Source organism: Pseudomonas chlororaphis subsp. chlororaphis, assembly GCF_003945765.1.
Taxonomy (GTDB): domain Bacteria; phylum Pseudomonadota; class Gammaproteobacteria; order Pseudomonadales; family Pseudomonadaceae; genus Aquipseudomonas; species Aquipseudomonas chlororaphis.
In genome coordinates this window covers 3,605,131-3,620,137 of record NZ_CP027712.1, presented here as the reverse complement: position 1 = coordinate 3,620,137, position 15,007 = coordinate 3,605,131, and the positions used below count along the sequence as shown (strand labels likewise).

Annotated in this window: 15 protein-coding genes; 12 read left to right on the top strand and 3 right to left on the bottom strand. The window is 65.8% G+C overall.

Annotated elements, in window-relative coordinates:
• Nucleotides 1-4 precede the first annotated feature (4 nt).
• The 10 genes from C4K27_RS16495 to C4K27_RS16450 all read left to right on the top strand — a co-directional run bounded on the left by C4K27_RS16495 (nt 5) and on the right by C4K27_RS16450 (nt 10,861).
• Nucleotides 5-1,888, top strand: a complete 1,884-nt coding sequence (locus tag C4K27_RS16495) for an IucA/IucC family protein (RefSeq protein ID WP_053261297.1) — start codon at nt 5-7, stop codon at nt 1,886-1,888.
• The gene (locus C4K27_RS16490; RefSeq protein ID WP_053261296.1) at nt 1,881-2,771 is read left to right on the top strand and encodes an ABC transporter substrate-binding protein; all 891 of its coding nucleotides are present in this window, start codon (nt 1,881-1,883) and stop codon (nt 2,769-2,771) included. The genes C4K27_RS16495 and C4K27_RS16490 overlap by 8 nt, the downstream gene beginning before the upstream one ends.
• A complete protein-coding gene (locus C4K27_RS16485; RefSeq protein WP_053261295.1) occupies nt 2,768-3,757 on the top strand; it encodes a FecCD family ABC transporter permease in 990 nt (329 codons plus the stop codon). Before C4K27_RS16490 ends, C4K27_RS16485 begins: the two co-directional genes overlap by 4 nt.
• Entirely contained in the window at nt 3,750-4,781 is a 1,032-nt protein-coding gene (locus C4K27_RS16480) for a FecCD family ABC transporter permease (protein ID WP_053261294.1), read from the top strand. The genes C4K27_RS16485 and C4K27_RS16480 overlap by 8 nt, the downstream gene beginning before the upstream one ends.
• A gap of 10 nt (nt 4,782-4,791) precedes the next feature.
• Complete coding sequence (locus C4K27_RS16475) at nt 4,792-5,583, top strand: ABC transporter ATP-binding protein (RefSeq protein WP_053261293.1); 792 nt, start codon at nt 4,792-4,794, stop codon at nt 5,581-5,583.
• Nucleotides 5,580-6,359 (top strand): IucA/IucC family C-terminal-domain containing protein, encoded by a 780-nt coding sequence (locus C4K27_RS16470; protein ID WP_053261292.1) that lies wholly within the window; start codon nt 5,580-5,582, stop codon nt 6,357-6,359. Before C4K27_RS16475 ends, C4K27_RS16470 begins: the two co-directional genes overlap by 4 nt.
• Entirely contained in the window at nt 6,356-6,970 is a 615-nt protein-coding gene (locus C4K27_RS16465; protein ID WP_053261291.1) for an RraA family protein, read from the top strand. The genes C4K27_RS16470 and C4K27_RS16465 overlap by 4 nt, the downstream gene beginning before the upstream one ends.
• Before the next feature lie 395 nt (nt 6,971-7,365).
• The gene (gene nirB / locus C4K27_RS16460; protein ID WP_053261290.1) at nt 7,366-9,927 is read left to right on the top strand and encodes a nitrite reductase large subunit NirB; all 2,562 of its coding nucleotides are present in this window, start codon (nt 7,366-7,368) and stop codon (nt 9,925-9,927) included.
• The gene (gene nirD / locus C4K27_RS16455; protein WP_025808817.1) at nt 9,927-10,316 is read left to right on the top strand and encodes a nitrite reductase small subunit NirD; all 390 of its coding nucleotides are present in this window, start codon (nt 9,927-9,929) and stop codon (nt 10,314-10,316) included. The genes nirB and nirD overlap by 1 nt, the downstream gene beginning before the upstream one ends.
• Before the next feature lie 104 nt (nt 10,317-10,420).
• Nucleotides 10,421-10,861, top strand: a complete 441-nt coding sequence (locus C4K27_RS16450) for a CBS domain-containing protein (protein ID WP_053261289.1) — start codon at nt 10,421-10,423, stop codon at nt 10,859-10,861.
• Nucleotides 10,862-10,915: 54 nt separating this feature from the next.
• On the opposite strand, the gene C4K27_RS16445 is transcribed toward C4K27_RS16450, so the two are convergent.
• Both C4K27_RS16445 and C4K27_RS16440 read right to left on the bottom strand, forming a co-directional pair.
• Nucleotides 10,916-11,386: a DUF6392 family protein gene (locus C4K27_RS16445; RefSeq protein ID WP_053261599.1), complete on the bottom strand. Its 471-nt coding sequence runs from the start codon at nt 11,384-11,386 to the stop codon at nt 10,916-10,918.
• A 13-nt stretch (nt 11,387-11,399) separates the two neighbouring features.
• Nucleotides 11,400-12,788, bottom strand: coding sequence for an S-type pyocin domain-containing protein (locus C4K27_RS16440; RefSeq protein ID WP_053261288.1), 1,389 nt, complete (start codon nt 12,786-12,788; stop codon nt 11,400-11,402).
• Nucleotides 12,789-13,075: 287 nt separating this feature from the next.
• Between C4K27_RS16440 and C4K27_RS16435 the strand changes: the two genes are divergently transcribed.
• Both C4K27_RS16435 and C4K27_RS16430 read left to right on the top strand, forming a co-directional pair.
• The gene (locus C4K27_RS16435; RefSeq protein ID WP_007925461.1) at nt 13,076-13,306 is read left to right on the top strand and encodes a hypothetical protein; all 231 of its coding nucleotides are present in this window, start codon (nt 13,076-13,078) and stop codon (nt 13,304-13,306) included.
• Between the two features lie 5 nt (nt 13,307-13,311).
• Nucleotides 13,312-14,073, top strand: coding sequence for a phytanoyl-CoA dioxygenase family protein (locus C4K27_RS16430; RefSeq protein ID WP_053261287.1), 762 nt, complete (start codon nt 13,312-13,314; stop codon nt 14,071-14,073).
• 1 nt (nt 14,074) lies between these two features.
• Here the strand turns inward: C4K27_RS16430 and C4K27_RS16425 are convergent, their stop codons facing one another.
• Nucleotides 14,075-14,977 (bottom strand): LysR substrate-binding domain-containing protein, encoded by a 903-nt coding sequence (locus C4K27_RS16425; protein ID WP_053261286.1) that lies wholly within the window; start codon nt 14,975-14,977, stop codon nt 14,075-14,077.
• Nucleotides 14,978-15,007 lie beyond the last annotated feature (30 nt).

Genomic DNA, 15,007 nt, shown 5'->3' with positions numbered 1-15,007 from the left:
TCCGATGAATTTCACCTCCATGGCCGCCGAACTGGTGATGCAGGACCTGATCGATTGCCTGCTGGCCGAAGACTTCTTTGGCCGCGAACCCTTGCCGCTGCTGACCGCCAGCCAATGGCGCCAGGCCCATCCAGAAGCCCCAGCCCTTGAAGCCCCAACCCTTGAAGGCGCGGATGGGCAGCAGCGGATCTGGGAATGGTGCTGCGACGCCCAGGAACAGCGCTTTATCAGCATCGCCCTGCGCCCGGGCATCACCCAGCAGTGGGAAAAGGTTCCGGGCACGCAGGTTCTGGCCCGTCAGGAGCAGCGCTGGACGGCGCTGGGCCCGGTGGACTTCATGCGCCGGGTGTTCACCGGCATGGGCCCGCGTTTCCAGGACAACGAGAAGGGCCTGACGCTGTTCCTCGAAGTGCTGCATATCAGCGTCTGGCAGACCGCCCTGTCCCTGGAGCACCGGGTCGACCACCAGGGCCTGATGGCCCAGGACGGCGCGACCTTTTTCCGCACCATGGAGCAGTGGGCTTCGCTGCGCGATCGTCCGTACCACCCGCTGGCCAAGGCCAAGCAGGGTTTGCTGCAGGCCGAATACCAGCAGTACCAGGCCGAGTTCGCCCAGCCGGTGGCGCTGAACTGGGTGGCGGTGCGCAAGGACCTGCTGCAAGGCGGCGAGGGCGTGACAGACCTGGAACAGGTCTACCCGGCGCGCTACCTGTTGCCCGAAGCCTTGCAGGCACGCCTGGCCGGTGAACTGCGCGAACGCGGCATCGGTGACAGCCACGTGGCCTTGCCGGTGCACCCGTGGCAGTTCGAGCATGTATTGCCGGCGCAACTGGGCGATGCCTTTGCCCGTGGCGACTGCCAGCGCCTGGACTTCAGCGAGGCCACGGTATTCGCCACCTCGTCGCTGCGCTCGATGACCCCCTGTTTCGCCAGCGCCGACTACCTCAAGCTGCCGATGGCCATCTATTCCCTGGGCGCCTCGCGCTACCTGCCGGCGGTGAAGATGATCAACGGCGGCCTCAGCGAAGCGCTGCTGCATCAGGTGCGACGCCTCGACCCGGTGCTGGAACAGAGCCTGCACCTGTGCGACGAGAGCAAGTGGTGGGCCTTCATGCCGCCCCAGGCGACCCTGTTCGACGAGGCGCCGCGGCACCTGTCGGCGATGGTCCGCGGTTACCCGCAAGCCTTGCTCGACGACCCGGACTGCCGCCTGCTGCCGATGGCCGCCCTGGGCACGCCATTGCCCGGCAGCAACCGGCACTTCTTCGATGAGTGGATGCAGTACCGCGGACTGCCGGTGACCCAGGCTTCGGTGCTGACCCTGTTCGGCGAGCTGTGCCAGCGCTTCTTCGACGTCAACCTGCGGATGTTCCGCCTGGGCATGCTCGGCGAGGTGCACGGGCAGAACGCGGTGCTGGTGTGGAAGGCCGGCCAGGCCCAGGGCCTGCTGCTGCGCGACCACGATTCGCTGCGCATCTTCGTGCCGTGGCTGGAACGCAACGGCATGGCCGACCCGGAATACCGGATCAAGAAGGGCCACGCCAACACCCTGTACCACCAGCGTCCCGAAGACCTGCTGTTCTGGCTGCAGACCCTGGCGATCCAGGTCAACGTGCGGGCGATCATCGACACCCTGGCCCAGGTCTACGCCGTGCCGGCCACCACGCTGTGGAGCACCTTGCGCCAGGTGCTGGACGCTCTGTTGCAGAGCATCGACTTCGACGACGAGGCGCGGGCGATGATCAGGCACCAGCTGTTCGAAGCGCCGCGCTGGCCGCAGAAGCTGCTGCTGACGCCGATGATCGAACGCGCCGGCGGCCCGGGCAGCATGCCGTTCGGCAAGGGCGAAGTGGTCAACCCGTTCCAGCGGCTGGCTCCCGATGCCTGAACCGCTGATCCATCCCGGCAGGCGCACGCTGTTGCGCCTGTCCCTGGGGTTGCTGGCCTTGCCACGGATCGCCCGCGCCGAACCGCTGCGCCTGGTCACCCTGTTCCAGGGCGCCACCGACAGCGCCGTGGCGCTGGGCGTGACGCCCTGCGGCGTAGTGGAGTCTTCGAGCGAAAAGCCGACCTTCCGTTATTTGCGCCCGGCGCTGGCGAAGGTTCCTCATGTTGGCCTGGAAACCCAGCCCAGCCTTGAGGACATCGTGCTGCTGGAGCCGGACGTGATCGTCGCCTCGCGTTTTCGCCACCAGCGCATCGCGCCGCTGCTCGAACGCATGGGCACGGTGCTGATGCTCGAGGAAGTCTTCGAGTTCAAGCGCACCCTGGCGTTGATGGGCGCGGCCCTGAACCGCCAGCAGCAGGCCAGCAGCCTGCTGGGGCAATGGCAGCAGCGGGTGGCGCGCTTGCGCGAGCAGTTGCAGGTGACTTTCGCCGGGCGCTGGCCGCCCACGGTGTCGGTGCTGGATGTGCGTGAAGACCACATCCGCAGTTACCTGCCGAGCAGTTTCGCCGGCTCGGTGCTCACGGAGCTGGGCTTCGCCTGGAACCCGGTCGCCCGCGAGTCCCGGGGCACCTATATCAAACTCACCAGCAAAGAGAACTTGCCCGTGGTCGATGCCGACCTGTTTTTTGTATTCCAGCGCGACAGCCAGGCGGTGCGGCACAACTATGAACGGCTGGTGCATTACCCGTTCTGGCAACAGCTGCGCGCCGTGCAACAGCAGCAGGTGTGGCGGGTCGATGGCATCGCCTGGAGTTTCTCCGGAGGGATCCTCGGCGCCAACCTGATGCTCGACGACATTGCCCGCCTGGTGGCGTCTTCATGAGTCGCGGGCTGAAACTCGGCCTGGCGCTGGTCGTCCTGCTGCTGTGCGCTGGCCTGAGCCTGGCGGCCGGGGCGACCTGGATCGAGCCGTCGCAGTTGCTCAAGGGCCTGCTGCAACCGGACAGCCTCAGCGCCGGCCAGCAGTTGATCTTCAACACTCGCTTGGCGCGCACCCTGATGGCCGTCGCCGTGGGTGCGAGCCTGGCGGTGGCGGGGGCGCTGATGCAGGCGCTGACCCGCAACCCGCTGGCATCGCCGGGGTTGTTCGGGGTGAATGCCGGGGCGACCTTCGCGATCATCCTGTGCTCGTCGCTGTTTGCCCTGTCGTCAATGAGCCAGTGGCTGTGGTGCGCCTTTATCGGCGCCGCGCTGGCCGGCAGCCTGGTGTGGCTGATCGGCAATCGCGGGCAGGGCAGCCTCAACCCGCTGCGCATCGTCCTGGCGGGGGCGGCGATCACCGCGTTGTTTTCCGCCTTCAGCCAGGCGTTGCTGGTGGTCAACGAGGAGGGCCTGGACACCGTGCTGTTCTGGCTCGCCGGGTCGTTGTCCGAGCGTGACCTGGGGCTGGCCGCGCCGCTGCTGATGGGCGTTTTGCTGGCCTTGCTCGGTGCGTTGCTGCTGGCCGGGCAGGTCAATGTGCTCAACGCCGGCGAAGCCATCGCCATCGGCCTGGGGCAGCGCACCGGGTTGATCCGCTGGCTGATGAGCGTGCTGATCATCGGCCTGGCGGGTAGCGCGGTGGCGCTGGCGGGCAGCATCGGTTTCATCGGCCTGCTGGTGCCGCACATGGTGCGCAAGAGCCTGTCCATCGACCATCGCTGGTTGCTGCCGGGGTGCGCGGTGCTGGGGGCGATCCTGCTGTTGCTAGCCGACACCCTGGGGCGCCTGGTGATCCTGCCACAGGAGGTGCCGGTGGGGGTGATGACCGCCTTGTTCGGCGCGCCGTTCTTTATTTTCCTGGCCCGTCGCGGAGGCCGTTATGAATAACACCCTGACCCTGCGCACCGCCGGCTTTTCGCGGCGCATCGACCTGGCGACCCTGTGGCGGCTGTTGCTGGCCGTGCTGGCGACGGCACTGGTGATGCTCGGCGCCTTGTCCCTGGGCAAGCTCAACCTGTCGCCGCTGACCGTGCTGGGGCTGCTGTGGCACGGCGGCGACGAGCGCCTGCTGTTCATCGTCGAGCAACTGCGCCTGCCGCGCCTGCTGCTGGCGGCCCTGGTCGGCGCGGCGCTGGCGGTGTCCGGCCTGATTTTGCAGAGCATCATCCGCAACCCGCTGGCGTCCCCCGATCTGCTGGGCATCACCAGCGGCGCCAGTGCCGCGGCGGTGCTGTACCTGTCGTTCTTCTCCCTGCTGCTGGGCCCGCAGTTCTTGCCGTTGGCGGCGATGCTCGGTGCCGGGCTGGCGGCCCTGGCCATTTACCTGCTGGCCTGGAGGCAGGGCACCTCGCCGCTGCGCCTGGTGCTGATCGGCGTCGGCGTGTCGGCGCTGCTGGCGGCGGTGACCACCTTTGTCCTGGTGTTCAGCCCGCTGACCACCACCTTGTCGGCCTATGTCTGGCTCACCGGCAGCGTCTATGGCGCCAGCTGGCCGGAGCCGCGGGCCCTGGCCGGCTGGTTGCTGGCGATCCTGCCGTTGCTGGTGTGGCTGGCGCGCCAGGTGCGGGTGCAACAATTGGACGATGCCTTGGCCCAGGGCATCGGCGTGCGGGTACAGTGGCTGCGCGCCGGCCTGTTGCTGGTCAGCGTGGCCCTGGCCGGGGCGGCGGTGGCCTGGGGCGGGGCGATTGCCTTTGTCGGGCTGATCGCGCCGCATATCGCCAAGCGCCTGGTGGCCCTGGGCTTTGCCGGGCAGGCGGTGATGGCGGCGCTGGTCGGCGCCAACCTGGTGATGCTAGCCGACCTGATCGGGCGCACCCTGTTCCTGCCGCTGGATCTGCCGGCGGGGATCTTTGTCGCGGTGCTGGGCACGCCGTTCTTTCTTTATCTTTTGATCAACCAGCGGCACTAAGGAATTCCCGATGTCCTCGATGGCAACCCAGCAACTGACCCTGGGCTATCAGCGCCAGGTGATTATCGACGGGCTGGACCTGCAACTGCCGGCGGGCCAGGTGTCGGTGCTGATCGGCAGCAACGGCTGCGGCAAGAGCACCCTGCTCAAATCCCTGGCGCGGCTGCTCAAGCCGCAGCAGGGTTCGGTGATCCTCAATGGCGAGGATATCCAGCGCAAATCCACCGCGGCGGTGGCGCGCGAACTGGCGATCCTGCCGCAGATGCCCAGCGCCCCCGAAGGCATCACCGTGCGCCAGTTGGTGGCGCTGGGGCGTTATCCCTACCAGAACTGGATGCAGCAATGGTCGGCCCAGGACGAAGCCATGGTCGAGCGCGCCCTGTTGCAGACCGGCGTGCGGGCGCTGGCGGAGCGGCCGGTGGATGCCTTGTCCGGCGGCCAGCGCCAGCGCGTGTGGATCGCCATGACCCTGGCCCAGGACACCGAGATCGTGCTGCTCGACGAGCCCACCACCTTTCTCGACCTGGCGCACCAGATCGAAGTGCTGGACCTGTTGCGCGAGCTCAATCGCCAGGAGAACAAGACCATCGTCATGGTCCTGCACGATCTCAACCTGGCCTGCCGCTACGCCGACCATATGGTGGCGGTGCACCAGCGCACCGCGTTCGCCCAGGGCCGGCCCGAGGAGATCCTGACCGAGGAACTGGTCAAGCAGGTGTTCGACCTCAACTGCCGGATCATCGCCGATCCGTTTTTCGGCACGCCGCTGTGCATTCCCTTTGGCCGGGAACTGCCGCGATGAACCTGCAAGCCGCCTTCAACCCGCAAGACTGGAGCGTGCTATCTGGGCCGCTGCGCCTGAAACCCATGGCCCAACGCGACCGCCAGCGCTCCCTCAGCGCCCGCGCTTTGCTCGACGATGACACCTGTATCACGCTGCTCGACCAGCTGGGGCCGGTGATCGGTTCGCCGACCCGGGCGATCACCGCCTCGCTGCTGGCCAAGCGTTTTTCCTTCCTCGCCACCGGCGCCTGCCTGTACGCCATGTCGGTGTGCGACCAGGGCCTGCTGCTGTCCCTGGACGACTGCGTGATCGAGTACGGCCACGACGACGGGCTCTGGACGTCGTCGATGCCGCTGGCAGACCGGCCGCCCCAGGCGTATGCCGCGGGTGAGCGCGACGCCTGGCGCGCGGCGATTGTCGAGGCGCTGTTCGCCGGGCTGCTGGCGCCGCTGTGGCAGACCTTCAACCGGGTCAGCGGCATCTCCCGGCGTATCCTCTGGGAAAACACCGCGGTGAGGGTCTATTCGCTGTACGAAAAACGCATGGGCAAGGTCGAGGACCCGCTGATCCGCCTGCGTCATGAGGCGGACTTCGACTGGCTGCTGCAAGAGGCCGCGCCAGCGCTGTTCGGCCTGGACTACAACCCGCTGCGGCACTTCCGCCGGCCGCCGACGCAACTGGAGGAGGGCAAGAGCATCCGCTTTCGCCGCACCTGCTGCTTTTATTACGAGGCCACCGAACCCGCCGAATACTGCTCCACCTGTCCGCTGTTGCGCCCGAGGAAATGCCGATGATCGCTCCGCGCCAACACCACGCCAGCGCCGCCTTGCTTGAGCATTACCACGGCATCGCGGCCTCGACCATTGGCCACTTTGGCGATGAGGGTTACCTGCGCGGTATCCGCCCGCTGTTCGACGGCCTGCGGATGCTCGGCAATGTGGTCACGGTCAAGGTCTTCGCTCCGGATGGCGCCATCCTGCGCGACGCGCTGCTGCTCAGCGAACCGGGGGACGTGCTGGTGATCCAGTGCGTGGGCGATCAGGAGTGCGCCTGCTGGGGCGAACTGCGCACCCTGGCCGGGTTGATCAAGGGCCTGGCCGGGGTGGTGGTGGAGGGCGCGGTCACCGATGTCGCCGCCTTGCGCGAGCATCGCCTGCCGCTGTTCAGCCGTGGCGTCAGCGCCTACACCACCCGCGGCATCGGCGAGCAAGGGGAGGTCAACCTGCCCATCGAAGTGGCCGGGGTGCGAGTCAAGCCGGGGGATATCGCCATCGGCGACGACGACGGCGTGTTCATCCTCGATGGGCAACGGGCCGAGGCGCTGTTGCCGCAGCTGCTGGCCAAGGAAGAGCAGGACCGCGAGCGGCGCGCGGCGTTCTTGCAGCGCCTGGCTTCCACCCGCTGACGCGTCGGCGAATCGGCCAAGTTTGCACTTTTATAAGGCTCGCGGCTCCGGCCTTGCACCAGGCTAAGGCGATTCCTGGCACAGGGTAGGCTATCCGTGATCCTTGCAGAATGACCGCGCAACCCCGCCAGCACGGCCTTTCAAGGCGTGCGGCGCCGCCTGGCACAAAGGCTGCAAGACAGCCGCTAACGCCCCACCGCGCATGTCGCGGGCGGGCCGCCCCCTCGGTCAACGCAGATCGATCGGCCAACCGGCCATGGGCACTCGGTGAGTCAGGCACAGCAGCCCGATCGCACACCGCAAATAACAGGCAAAGGCGCCTGGAACCGTGAGGTTTCAGGCGCTTTTTTTTTTGCTTTAAAAAAACCGTGATTGGCTTGGGTCGGGTGCTATTTATGAATGCCATTGTTGCCCCTTTGAACACACACAAAACCCTGATCGTGATCGGCAACGGCATGGTCGGACATCATTGCGTCGAACAGCTGGTGGCGCGCGGTGCCCTCGAGCAGTACCGCCTGCACGTCTTCAGCGAAGAACCGATGCGCGCCTACGACCGGGTGCACCTGTCCGAGTATTTCACCGGTCGCGACGCCGAATCCCTGGCCCTGGGCGATGCCGCGCTGTACCAGACCCCGGGCCTGACCCTGCACCTGGGGGTGGCGGTGCTGCGCATTGACCGCGAGCACCGCCAGGTCATCACCGCCGCCGGCCCGGTGCATTACGACAAGCTGGTGCTGGCCACCGGGTCCTATCCCTTCGTGCCGCTGATCGAGGGCGCCGCAGACGACTCGCGCCTGGTCTATCGCACCCTGCAAGACCTCGACGCCATCCGCGCCGCGGCCGCCAATGCCCGGCGCGGCGTGGTGGTGGGCGGCGGGCTGCTCGGCCTGGAGGCGGCCAACGCCTTGAAGAGCCTGGGCCTGGAAGCCCATGTGGTGGAATTCGCGCCGCGGCTGATGCCGGTGCAGCTGGACGAGCAGGGCGGTCGCGCGTTGAAGGCGCGGATCGAAGCCCTGGGCGTCGGCGTGCACCTGGGCAAGGGCACCCAGTCGATCAGCGCCGGCGAGCAGTACCGCTACCGGATGAACTTCGCCGGCGACGACTTCCTCGAAACCGACCTGATCGTGTTCTCCGCCGGGATTCGCGCCCAGGATGCCCTGGCCCGCGACTGCGCCCTGGAGATCGGCCCGCGTGGCGGCGTGGTGGTGGACAACCGGTGCCTGAGTGGCGACCCGCACATCTACGCGATCGGCGAGTGCGCCAGCTGGAACGGCAGTATCTTCGGCCTGGTGGCCCCGGGTTACCAGATGGCCCGCAGCGTCGCCGCCCAGCTGTGCGGCGAGCCGGGCGAGCCTTTCATGGGCGCGGACATGTCGACCAAGCTCAAGTTGCTGGGGGTGGATGTCGGTTCCATCGGCGATGCCCAGGGCCTGACCCCGGGCGCACGCAGCTACCAGTTCATCGACGAGGCCACCGCCAGCTACCGGCGCCTGGTGGTGGATGCCAGCGGCAAGCAGGTGCTCGGCGCGGTGCTGGTGGGCGACAACAGTTACTACGACACCTTGCTGCAATACATGCAGAACGGCATCGCCTTGCCCGCCGAACCGGCCGGCCTGATCCTGCCGTCCAGCGCCGGCGCGCCGACCCTTGGCCCGGGCGCCTTGCCCGAGTCGGCCACGGTCTGTTCCTGCCACAACGTGACCAAGGGCGCGATCTGCTCGGCCATCGACGGTGGCTGTTCCGAGCTCGGCCAGCTCAAGGCCCGGACCAAGGCCTGCACCGGTTGCGGCGGCTGCGCCGGCCTGCTCAAGCAGGTGTTCGAGCATGAGCTGATCGCCCGTGGCGTCAGCGTCGACAAGAGCCTGTGCGAACACTTCGCCTATACCCGCCAGGAGCTGTACGCGCTGGTGCGGGTCGAGGGCATCCTCAGTTTCGACGAGATGCTCGCCAAGCATGGCCGCGGCCACGTTGGCTGCGATATCTGCAAGCCGGCGGTGGGCTCGATCCTCGCCTCGTGCTGGAACCAGCCGATCATGGACCGCTCCCTGGTGCCGCTGCAGGACACCAACGACACCTTCATGGCCAACATGCAGAAGAACGGCACCTACTCGGTGGTGCCGCGCATCGCCGGTGGCGAGATCACTGCCGACAAGCTGATCGTGATCGGCCAGGTGGCGAAGAAATACGAGCTCTACACCAAGATCACCGGCGGTCAGCGCATCGACCTGTTCGGCGCCCAACTGCACCAGTTGCCGGATATCTGGGCCGAGCTGATCGCCGCCGGTTTCGAGACCGGGCATGCCTATGGCAAGTCGACCCGCACCGTGAAGTCCTGCGTGGGCAGTACCTGGTGCCGCTACGGCGTGCAGGACAGCGTGCGCATGGCCCTGGAGATCGAGGACCGCTACAAGGGCCTGCGCTCGCCGCACAAGCTGAAGTTCGCGGTATCCGGCTGCACCCGCGAATGCGCCGAGGCGCAGAGCAAGGACGTCGGCGTGATCGCCACCGAGAACGGCTGGAACCTGTATGTCTGCGGCAACGGCGGCATGCGTCCGCGCCACGCCGAACTGTTCGCCACCGACCTCGACGACCAGACGCTGATCCGCTACATCGACCGCTTCCTGATGTTCTACATCCGCACCGCCGACCGCCTGCAACGCACCTCGGTGTGGCGCGAAAGCCTGGAGGGCGGCCTGGATTACCTCAAGGCGGTGGTGATCGACGACAGCCTGGGGCTGGGCGCCGAGCTGGAAGCGCAGATGCAACTGGTGGTGGACCGCTACGAATGCGAATGGGCCAACGCCCTCAAGGACCCGGAAAAACTCAAGCGCTTCCGCACCTTCGTCAACGACCAGCGCCCCGACCCGGACATTCATTTTGTCGAGGAACGCGGCCAGCGTCGGCCGATCATGGCCGCCGAACTCAACCTGATCCCTGTCACCGAGGAGGTGCTCTGATGAGCCTGTCGCCAAGCCTGCAACCTATCGAAAGTGGATTCGCCGAGCAGCCCGGCGTGCAGTGGCAGGCGGTGTGCAGCCGCCAGGATCTGGTCAGCCACAGCGGTGTGGTGGTCTGGCACGACGGCGCCCAGGTGGCGCTGATCTACCTGCCGGATGCCGCGCAGCAGACCCTCTACGCCATCGACAACCACGACCCGCAGTCCGGCGCCAACGTGATCGGGCGTGGCCTGGTGGGCTGCATCAAGGATGAGCTGGTGATCGCCTCGCCCCTGTACAAGCAGCACTTCCGCCTGGCCGACGGCACCTGCCTGGAATACCCGGAGCAACGCCTGCGCACCTGGCCGGCGCGGCTGCGTGGCGACGTGGTGGAAATCGGCGTGCGCTAAGCCGCGCGCCTTAGCCAATCCACGATTCAACCTATATGCATGCCTGACTCCGCGCCACCCGGCGCGGGGCCGGAACCCCTGTTGCTCAAGTATCGGAGACGCCCATGAAAACCGCTGCTCAGTTGCTGAAGTTGAAGGCCGTGGAACACCGCCAGGTGCACAGTATCGGCCCGGACCAGATGGTGCTCGAAGCACTGCAGATGATGGCGCAGAAAAACGTCGGCGCATTGCCGGTGATGGAAGCCGGGCAGGTGGTCGGCGTCATCAGCGAACGCGACTATGCACGCAAGGTGGTGCTGCAAGGCCGCTCATCGGTAGGCACCCCGGTCCGCGCCATCATGAGCGCCCCCGTGGTCACCGCCGACAGCCAGCACAGCATCGAACGCTGCATGGCCGTGATGACCGACAGCCACCTGCGCCACCTGCCGGTGCTGGAAGGCGAGCAACTGATTGGCTTGCTGTCGATTGGTGATCTGGTGAAGGAAGCGATTGTCGAACAGGCGGACCTGATTCGGCAGTTGGAGCACTATATTCGGGGGCATTGAGGGAGCAGCACCTTGTGCTGCTTCATTCCGCTTGGGGGAGCACGGGCTGTCTTCCTATAGATGCTGTGCTTGGGATCTTTCGTTCAGCCTGAAGACGATGCCTTCCACTTCCATTTCAACGGTGTACTTGAACAACACATGGACGCTCTTGGACATGCCTGGAAAACGATAGCTATCCCAGCCGCCTGTCATGCCGGAGATAGGAACTCTATAAGGCGCTCCTGACTCCAGCGGCTCGCCATATTGAGATTTAACCCACGCCTGATTCATCTTCGTTTTGAGCTGGTAGGGAAGGCTCCCTCGGTATATGGGTTCTCCTTCAAAACCCTCAAGAAAGGTAATGAACAGGTTTTCAAAACGTTGAGTGCTGGCCCAAAAACCCAATTCGATCCCTGGCTCCGGCGACACTGTCACCCTGTCGCTGTCATCAAAGATGCCCTTTGGTGGCCCTCCTGGTAGATACATTCCTGAGGCAATCATTTCGGGGTAAGTGCGCCCGAGGTTTTTGACCAAGTCATCGATCATTGCAGCGTTCATATCAATACCAGCCTTGTTCCTGATGGAGGTTATGCAGGTCGCTTCGTGCCTTTTCGACTTGCTCTTCGGTGAAGCCTTCTTCAAGCAGGAAGGGTTTGATGGCTTCGAGGTTGCTGTCTACGGCTGTGCGCAGGTCAGCGGCATCCTTAGCCTGCTGGGCCTTGTTGTTTCTACCGCCATACGTCTCACTGTACTTTTGGTGCACCTTCCGGGGAATTGCAATGCTGGGGGCTTTCAGTAGGTGTTTCCTTATTTTTGCTTCGGGTATGCCCGGAACGTTTTCATTCAAAAAAAACTCCAACGCCTTCTGCGACGGTATGTGATCAATATCCAACCCATCCTTGGCGCTTCTACTGGAAAGATCATTCGCCGGGCCGACTTCCAGTGGGTTGACCATGGGTTTGGCGAAGACCAGGTACAACGAGCGCAGGCCGCTGCCGATCGGGAAGGTGATGATGCAGTCTTCGACCTTAAGCTCGTCGAGGGGCGCGCCCTGGAGTTGGCTGTCGCCGCCTTCGGCGATGGGGTGGACCATGAGGTTGGCCAGTTCGTCGGTCACCCCCGGGTAGGGCGTCGGGGCGGTGACCACTGGGCCGTTGTGCGGTGTCCAGGTGATGGTGAGCGTGCCGAGGTGGGCCTGCATGGCGTTTTTGTCGGCGTTCCAGTGGGCCTTGATCACCGGGACGCTGTCCTGGCCCGACTGGGCGCTGGTGTGGATGCCATGGATTTGCAGCGCGCCCTGGCTGTCGCGGCGGAACTGGAAGCGCACCCGGGTGGTGGCGGCACGCAGCTCGCGCAGTTGTTCTTCGCTGTAGAAGGCGTCGTCGCCAAGCCGGGTCGGGGTCATGGCCAGGAGCAGCACCTGTCCAGCCGGGCCGCTGACTGTCCTGGCCGCGGTGCCGGCCATCTGCACTGACCAGGCGAAGCTCCTGAGGAGCAGCTCGCCGGCGACCCTGCCGAGCCCGACCTCGGTCGCCGAGGAGGCCATCAGCATGGTCTTGCCGAAATTGCCTGCGGGCTCGCTGGCGCTGCCGGCCTGGGTGGTGCCCCAGGGCGCGCTGCTGATGGACTTGGCGAAGACCAGGTCGGTGCGAGGAACGGGATCGGGCCAGGGGTCTGGCCGAAGGTAGACCGGCTGCGGTTCAGGCGCGGGGCAGAGCAGGTTGCCGATTCCTGCGCTGGAGCTGTCGGTGACCAGCACCCAGTCGCCGTTTCTGACGGCGGCCAGAATCTCCCGATCGCTGTTGATCGTGTAGTGCTCGCGCAACAGCTCGTCCAACCCCGCAAGGCTTGACCGATTGCGTTGCAGCGCCATGCGCACCTGGGTTTCGGCGAAATACGGATCGTGCGCATTCCATGCCTGCCGGTCGGAGGCTTTCAACAAGCGCATGTCAGTAAGCGCAAATCAGTAAATGCATGAGCGGCCCCGGCTTCTGGATAAGCCACGCATGCTAGGGGGCCGGTCCGGCGCGGCGCTTTAGGCCCTTTCTGAAACGCTCGAAAGAAAACTCGCTTGTGGGCCGGCGATAAAACCGGCGATCCATTTCTGGCGCTAAACGCTGCCGTTCGTCACGGCGCACGGAGCGGGATTCAACTTTTGCCCACAATGATTTTCACAGCCGTTGTAAGGGCCGCACCAGGCCCGGAGGGGCTGCTATCCGCCGGAGGTTGAGCCAGATGAACGACGACTCCCTGGACGAAACGCTCGAGGAACGCCGTCAGCGCCGGGTGGCGCGGGCGCTGAGCCTGAACCCCGACGAAGTGGCGCGCTGGGTGGTGGCCATGGAAGAGGACGGCAGCGGCATGGGCTATGTCATCGAGTTTTCCGCCGCCACGCCGGTCGGGGTGCTGGCCAGGGTGCCGGGGCTGGGCAGCGACCGGCTGATCAATATCGGCCCCATCGACTAGCCATCATGGCCTGCATGCCAGCACTGACCGCCGAACGCCTGCGGGCCTTGCACCGCGAAGGCTTCGTGCTGTTGCCCGGGGTGCTCGACGCGGACCGGATCAACTTGCTACGCCACGCCATCGACGGCCTCGAACCCCAGCATTGGGACTACAGCGGCTTGCTCGAGCACTACAAGTGCGTGTTCAACCGCGACCCGCTGTGGCTGGCGTTTCTCGACCTGCCGGGGGTGATCGAGCTGGCCGAAGCGGCGCTGGGTGACGATTGCCATGTCATCGGCCAGACCGCCTGGCGCTGTCATCCAGGTTTCCAGGGGATGGGCCTGCACCTGGATTACCTGGCGATGCAGCTGCCGTGCAGCCTGCTCAGCGATCCGGCCTTCGAGCTGCCGATGCAGATCTGCACCTGCCACCTGTACCTGGACGATATGGACCAGGACCTGTGCCCGACCCGCGTGGTGCCGGGCAGTCATCGCGCCGGGCGGCCGCCACGGGCCGGCGAGGAACATTGGCATGGCCAAACTGCCCAGGCCGTGCTGTGCCAGGCCGGCGACGCGCTGATGTTTCGCAGCGAGCTGTGGCATGCCGGCAGCGAGAACAGCAGCGCCGAACGCATCCGCTACCTGCTGCAGGTGCACTATGGCCGGCGCATGGTGGCGCAGAAGTTTTCGCCCTACCTGCACTGGCGTTTCAACTCGGAGGTGCTGGCGGCGGCCTCGGCGCGCCAGCGGCGGTTGCTGGGCGAGCATGAGGAAGCGGAATACGACTGAGTCAGCTGTCGGGAAAGGGGATCGACAGCAGCCAGCGGCTGAACGCCTGCAACGATGGCAGGTGCTGATAGCGGCTGGGGTAGGCCAGGTAATAGCCGCGGCCGCTGTCCACCGGCTCGAACAGCGCCACCAGCTCGCCGCTGTGAATCTCGTCCTGCACCAGGATGCGCGGCACCAGGCCGATGCCGATGCCGGCGACCACCGCCTGGATCAGGTGCGCGGTCAGTTCGAACCCCGGGCCCATGCGCATCGCCCGCGGATGCAAGCCGTTCTGCTCGAACCACTCGGGCCAGGCGTCGGGACGCGACACCACGTTCAGCAGCAGCTGCCCGGCCACCTCGGCGACGGACATCGAAGCGTGCTCGGGCAGGGCCTTGGGGCTGGCCACCACCGTGAGCTTTTCCGACAGCAGCCGATGGGCCTCGTAGCCGGGCCAGTGGCCGGTGCCGGCGCAGATGATCGCGTGCATGTCGGCGGTGTCTTTCGACAGGTCGCTGGTGACGATCCGCGAATGGATATGCACCAGGGTGCCCGGATGGCTGGCGTAAAAGTCATGCATGCGCGGCAGCAGCCATTTCGAGCCGAAGGTCGGCAGCACCGCCAGGTGCAGCGGACCGCCGCCAGCCTTGTGGGCGATGGTCTGCAAGGTGGCGTTGCGGATCCGCGCCAGGGCCGCCGCCAGTTCGTGGTGATACAGCGCGCCGGCGGCGGTCAGCTCGATATGCCGGCCGTCACGGCTGAACAGCGGCACTTCCAGCAGTGACTCCAGGGCCTGGACCTGGCGGCTGACGGCGCTCTGGGTCAGCGCCAGTTCTTCGGCGGCCTTGGTGAAGCTGCCATGCCGCGCCGCGGCCTCGAAGGCCACCAGCACCGACATCGACGGAGTGAGTCGTCTGGGGTTCATTCATAAAACTCATGGAAAAAGCACATGAAA

Bases quoted from the DNA above. Each gene is read 5' to 3' on its own strand.
- C4K27_RS16430 (WP_053261287.1), top strand. From the start codon at position 13,312: ATGGCCTGCATGCCAGCACTGACCGCCGAACGCCTGCGGGCCTTGCAC.
- C4K27_RS16495 (WP_053261297.1), top strand. From the start codon at position 5: ATGAATTTCACCTCCATGGCCGCCGAACTGGTGATGCAGGACCTGATC.
- C4K27_RS16440 (WP_053261288.1), bottom strand. From the start codon at position 12,788: ATGCGCTTGTTGAAAGCCTCCGACCGGCAGGCATGGAATGCGCACGAT.
- C4K27_RS16485 (WP_053261295.1), top strand. From the start codon at position 2,768: ATGAGTCGCGGGCTGAAACTCGGCCTGGCGCTGGTCGTCCTGCTGCTG.
- C4K27_RS16475 (WP_053261293.1), top strand. From the start codon at position 4,792: ATGTCCTCGATGGCAACCCAGCAACTGACCCTGGGCTATCAGCGCCAG.
- nirD (WP_025808817.1), top strand. From the start codon at position 9,927: ATGAGCCTGTCGCCAAGCCTGCAACCTATCGAAAGTGGATTCGCCGAG.
- C4K27_RS16480 (WP_053261294.1), top strand. From the start codon at position 3,750: ATGAATAACACCCTGACCCTGCGCACCGCCGGCTTTTCGCGGCGCATC.
- C4K27_RS16450 (WP_053261289.1), top strand. From the start codon at position 10,421: ATGAAAACCGCTGCTCAGTTGCTGAAGTTGAAGGCCGTGGAACACCGC.
- C4K27_RS16490 (WP_053261296.1), top strand. From the start codon at position 1,881: ATGCCTGAACCGCTGATCCATCCCGGCAGGCGCACGCTGTTGCGCCTG.
- C4K27_RS16465 (WP_053261291.1), top strand. From the start codon at position 6,356: ATGATCGCTCCGCGCCAACACCACGCCAGCGCCGCCTTGCTTGAGCAT.
- C4K27_RS16435 (WP_007925461.1), top strand. From the start codon at position 13,076: ATGAACGACGACTCCCTGGACGAAACGCTCGAGGAACGCCGTCAGCGC.
- C4K27_RS16425 (WP_053261286.1), bottom strand. From the start codon at position 14,977: ATGAACCCCAGACGACTCACTCCGTCGATGTCGGTGCTGGTGGCCTTC.
- nirB (WP_053261290.1), top strand. From the start codon at position 7,366: ATGAATGCCATTGTTGCCCCTTTGAACACACACAAAACCCTGATCGTG.
- C4K27_RS16445 (WP_053261599.1), bottom strand. From the start codon at position 11,386: ATGATCGATGACTTGGTCAAAAACCTCGGGCGCACTTACCCCGAAATG.
- C4K27_RS16470 (WP_053261292.1), top strand. From the start codon at position 5,580: ATGAACCTGCAAGCCGCCTTCAACCCGCAAGACTGGAGCGTGCTATCT.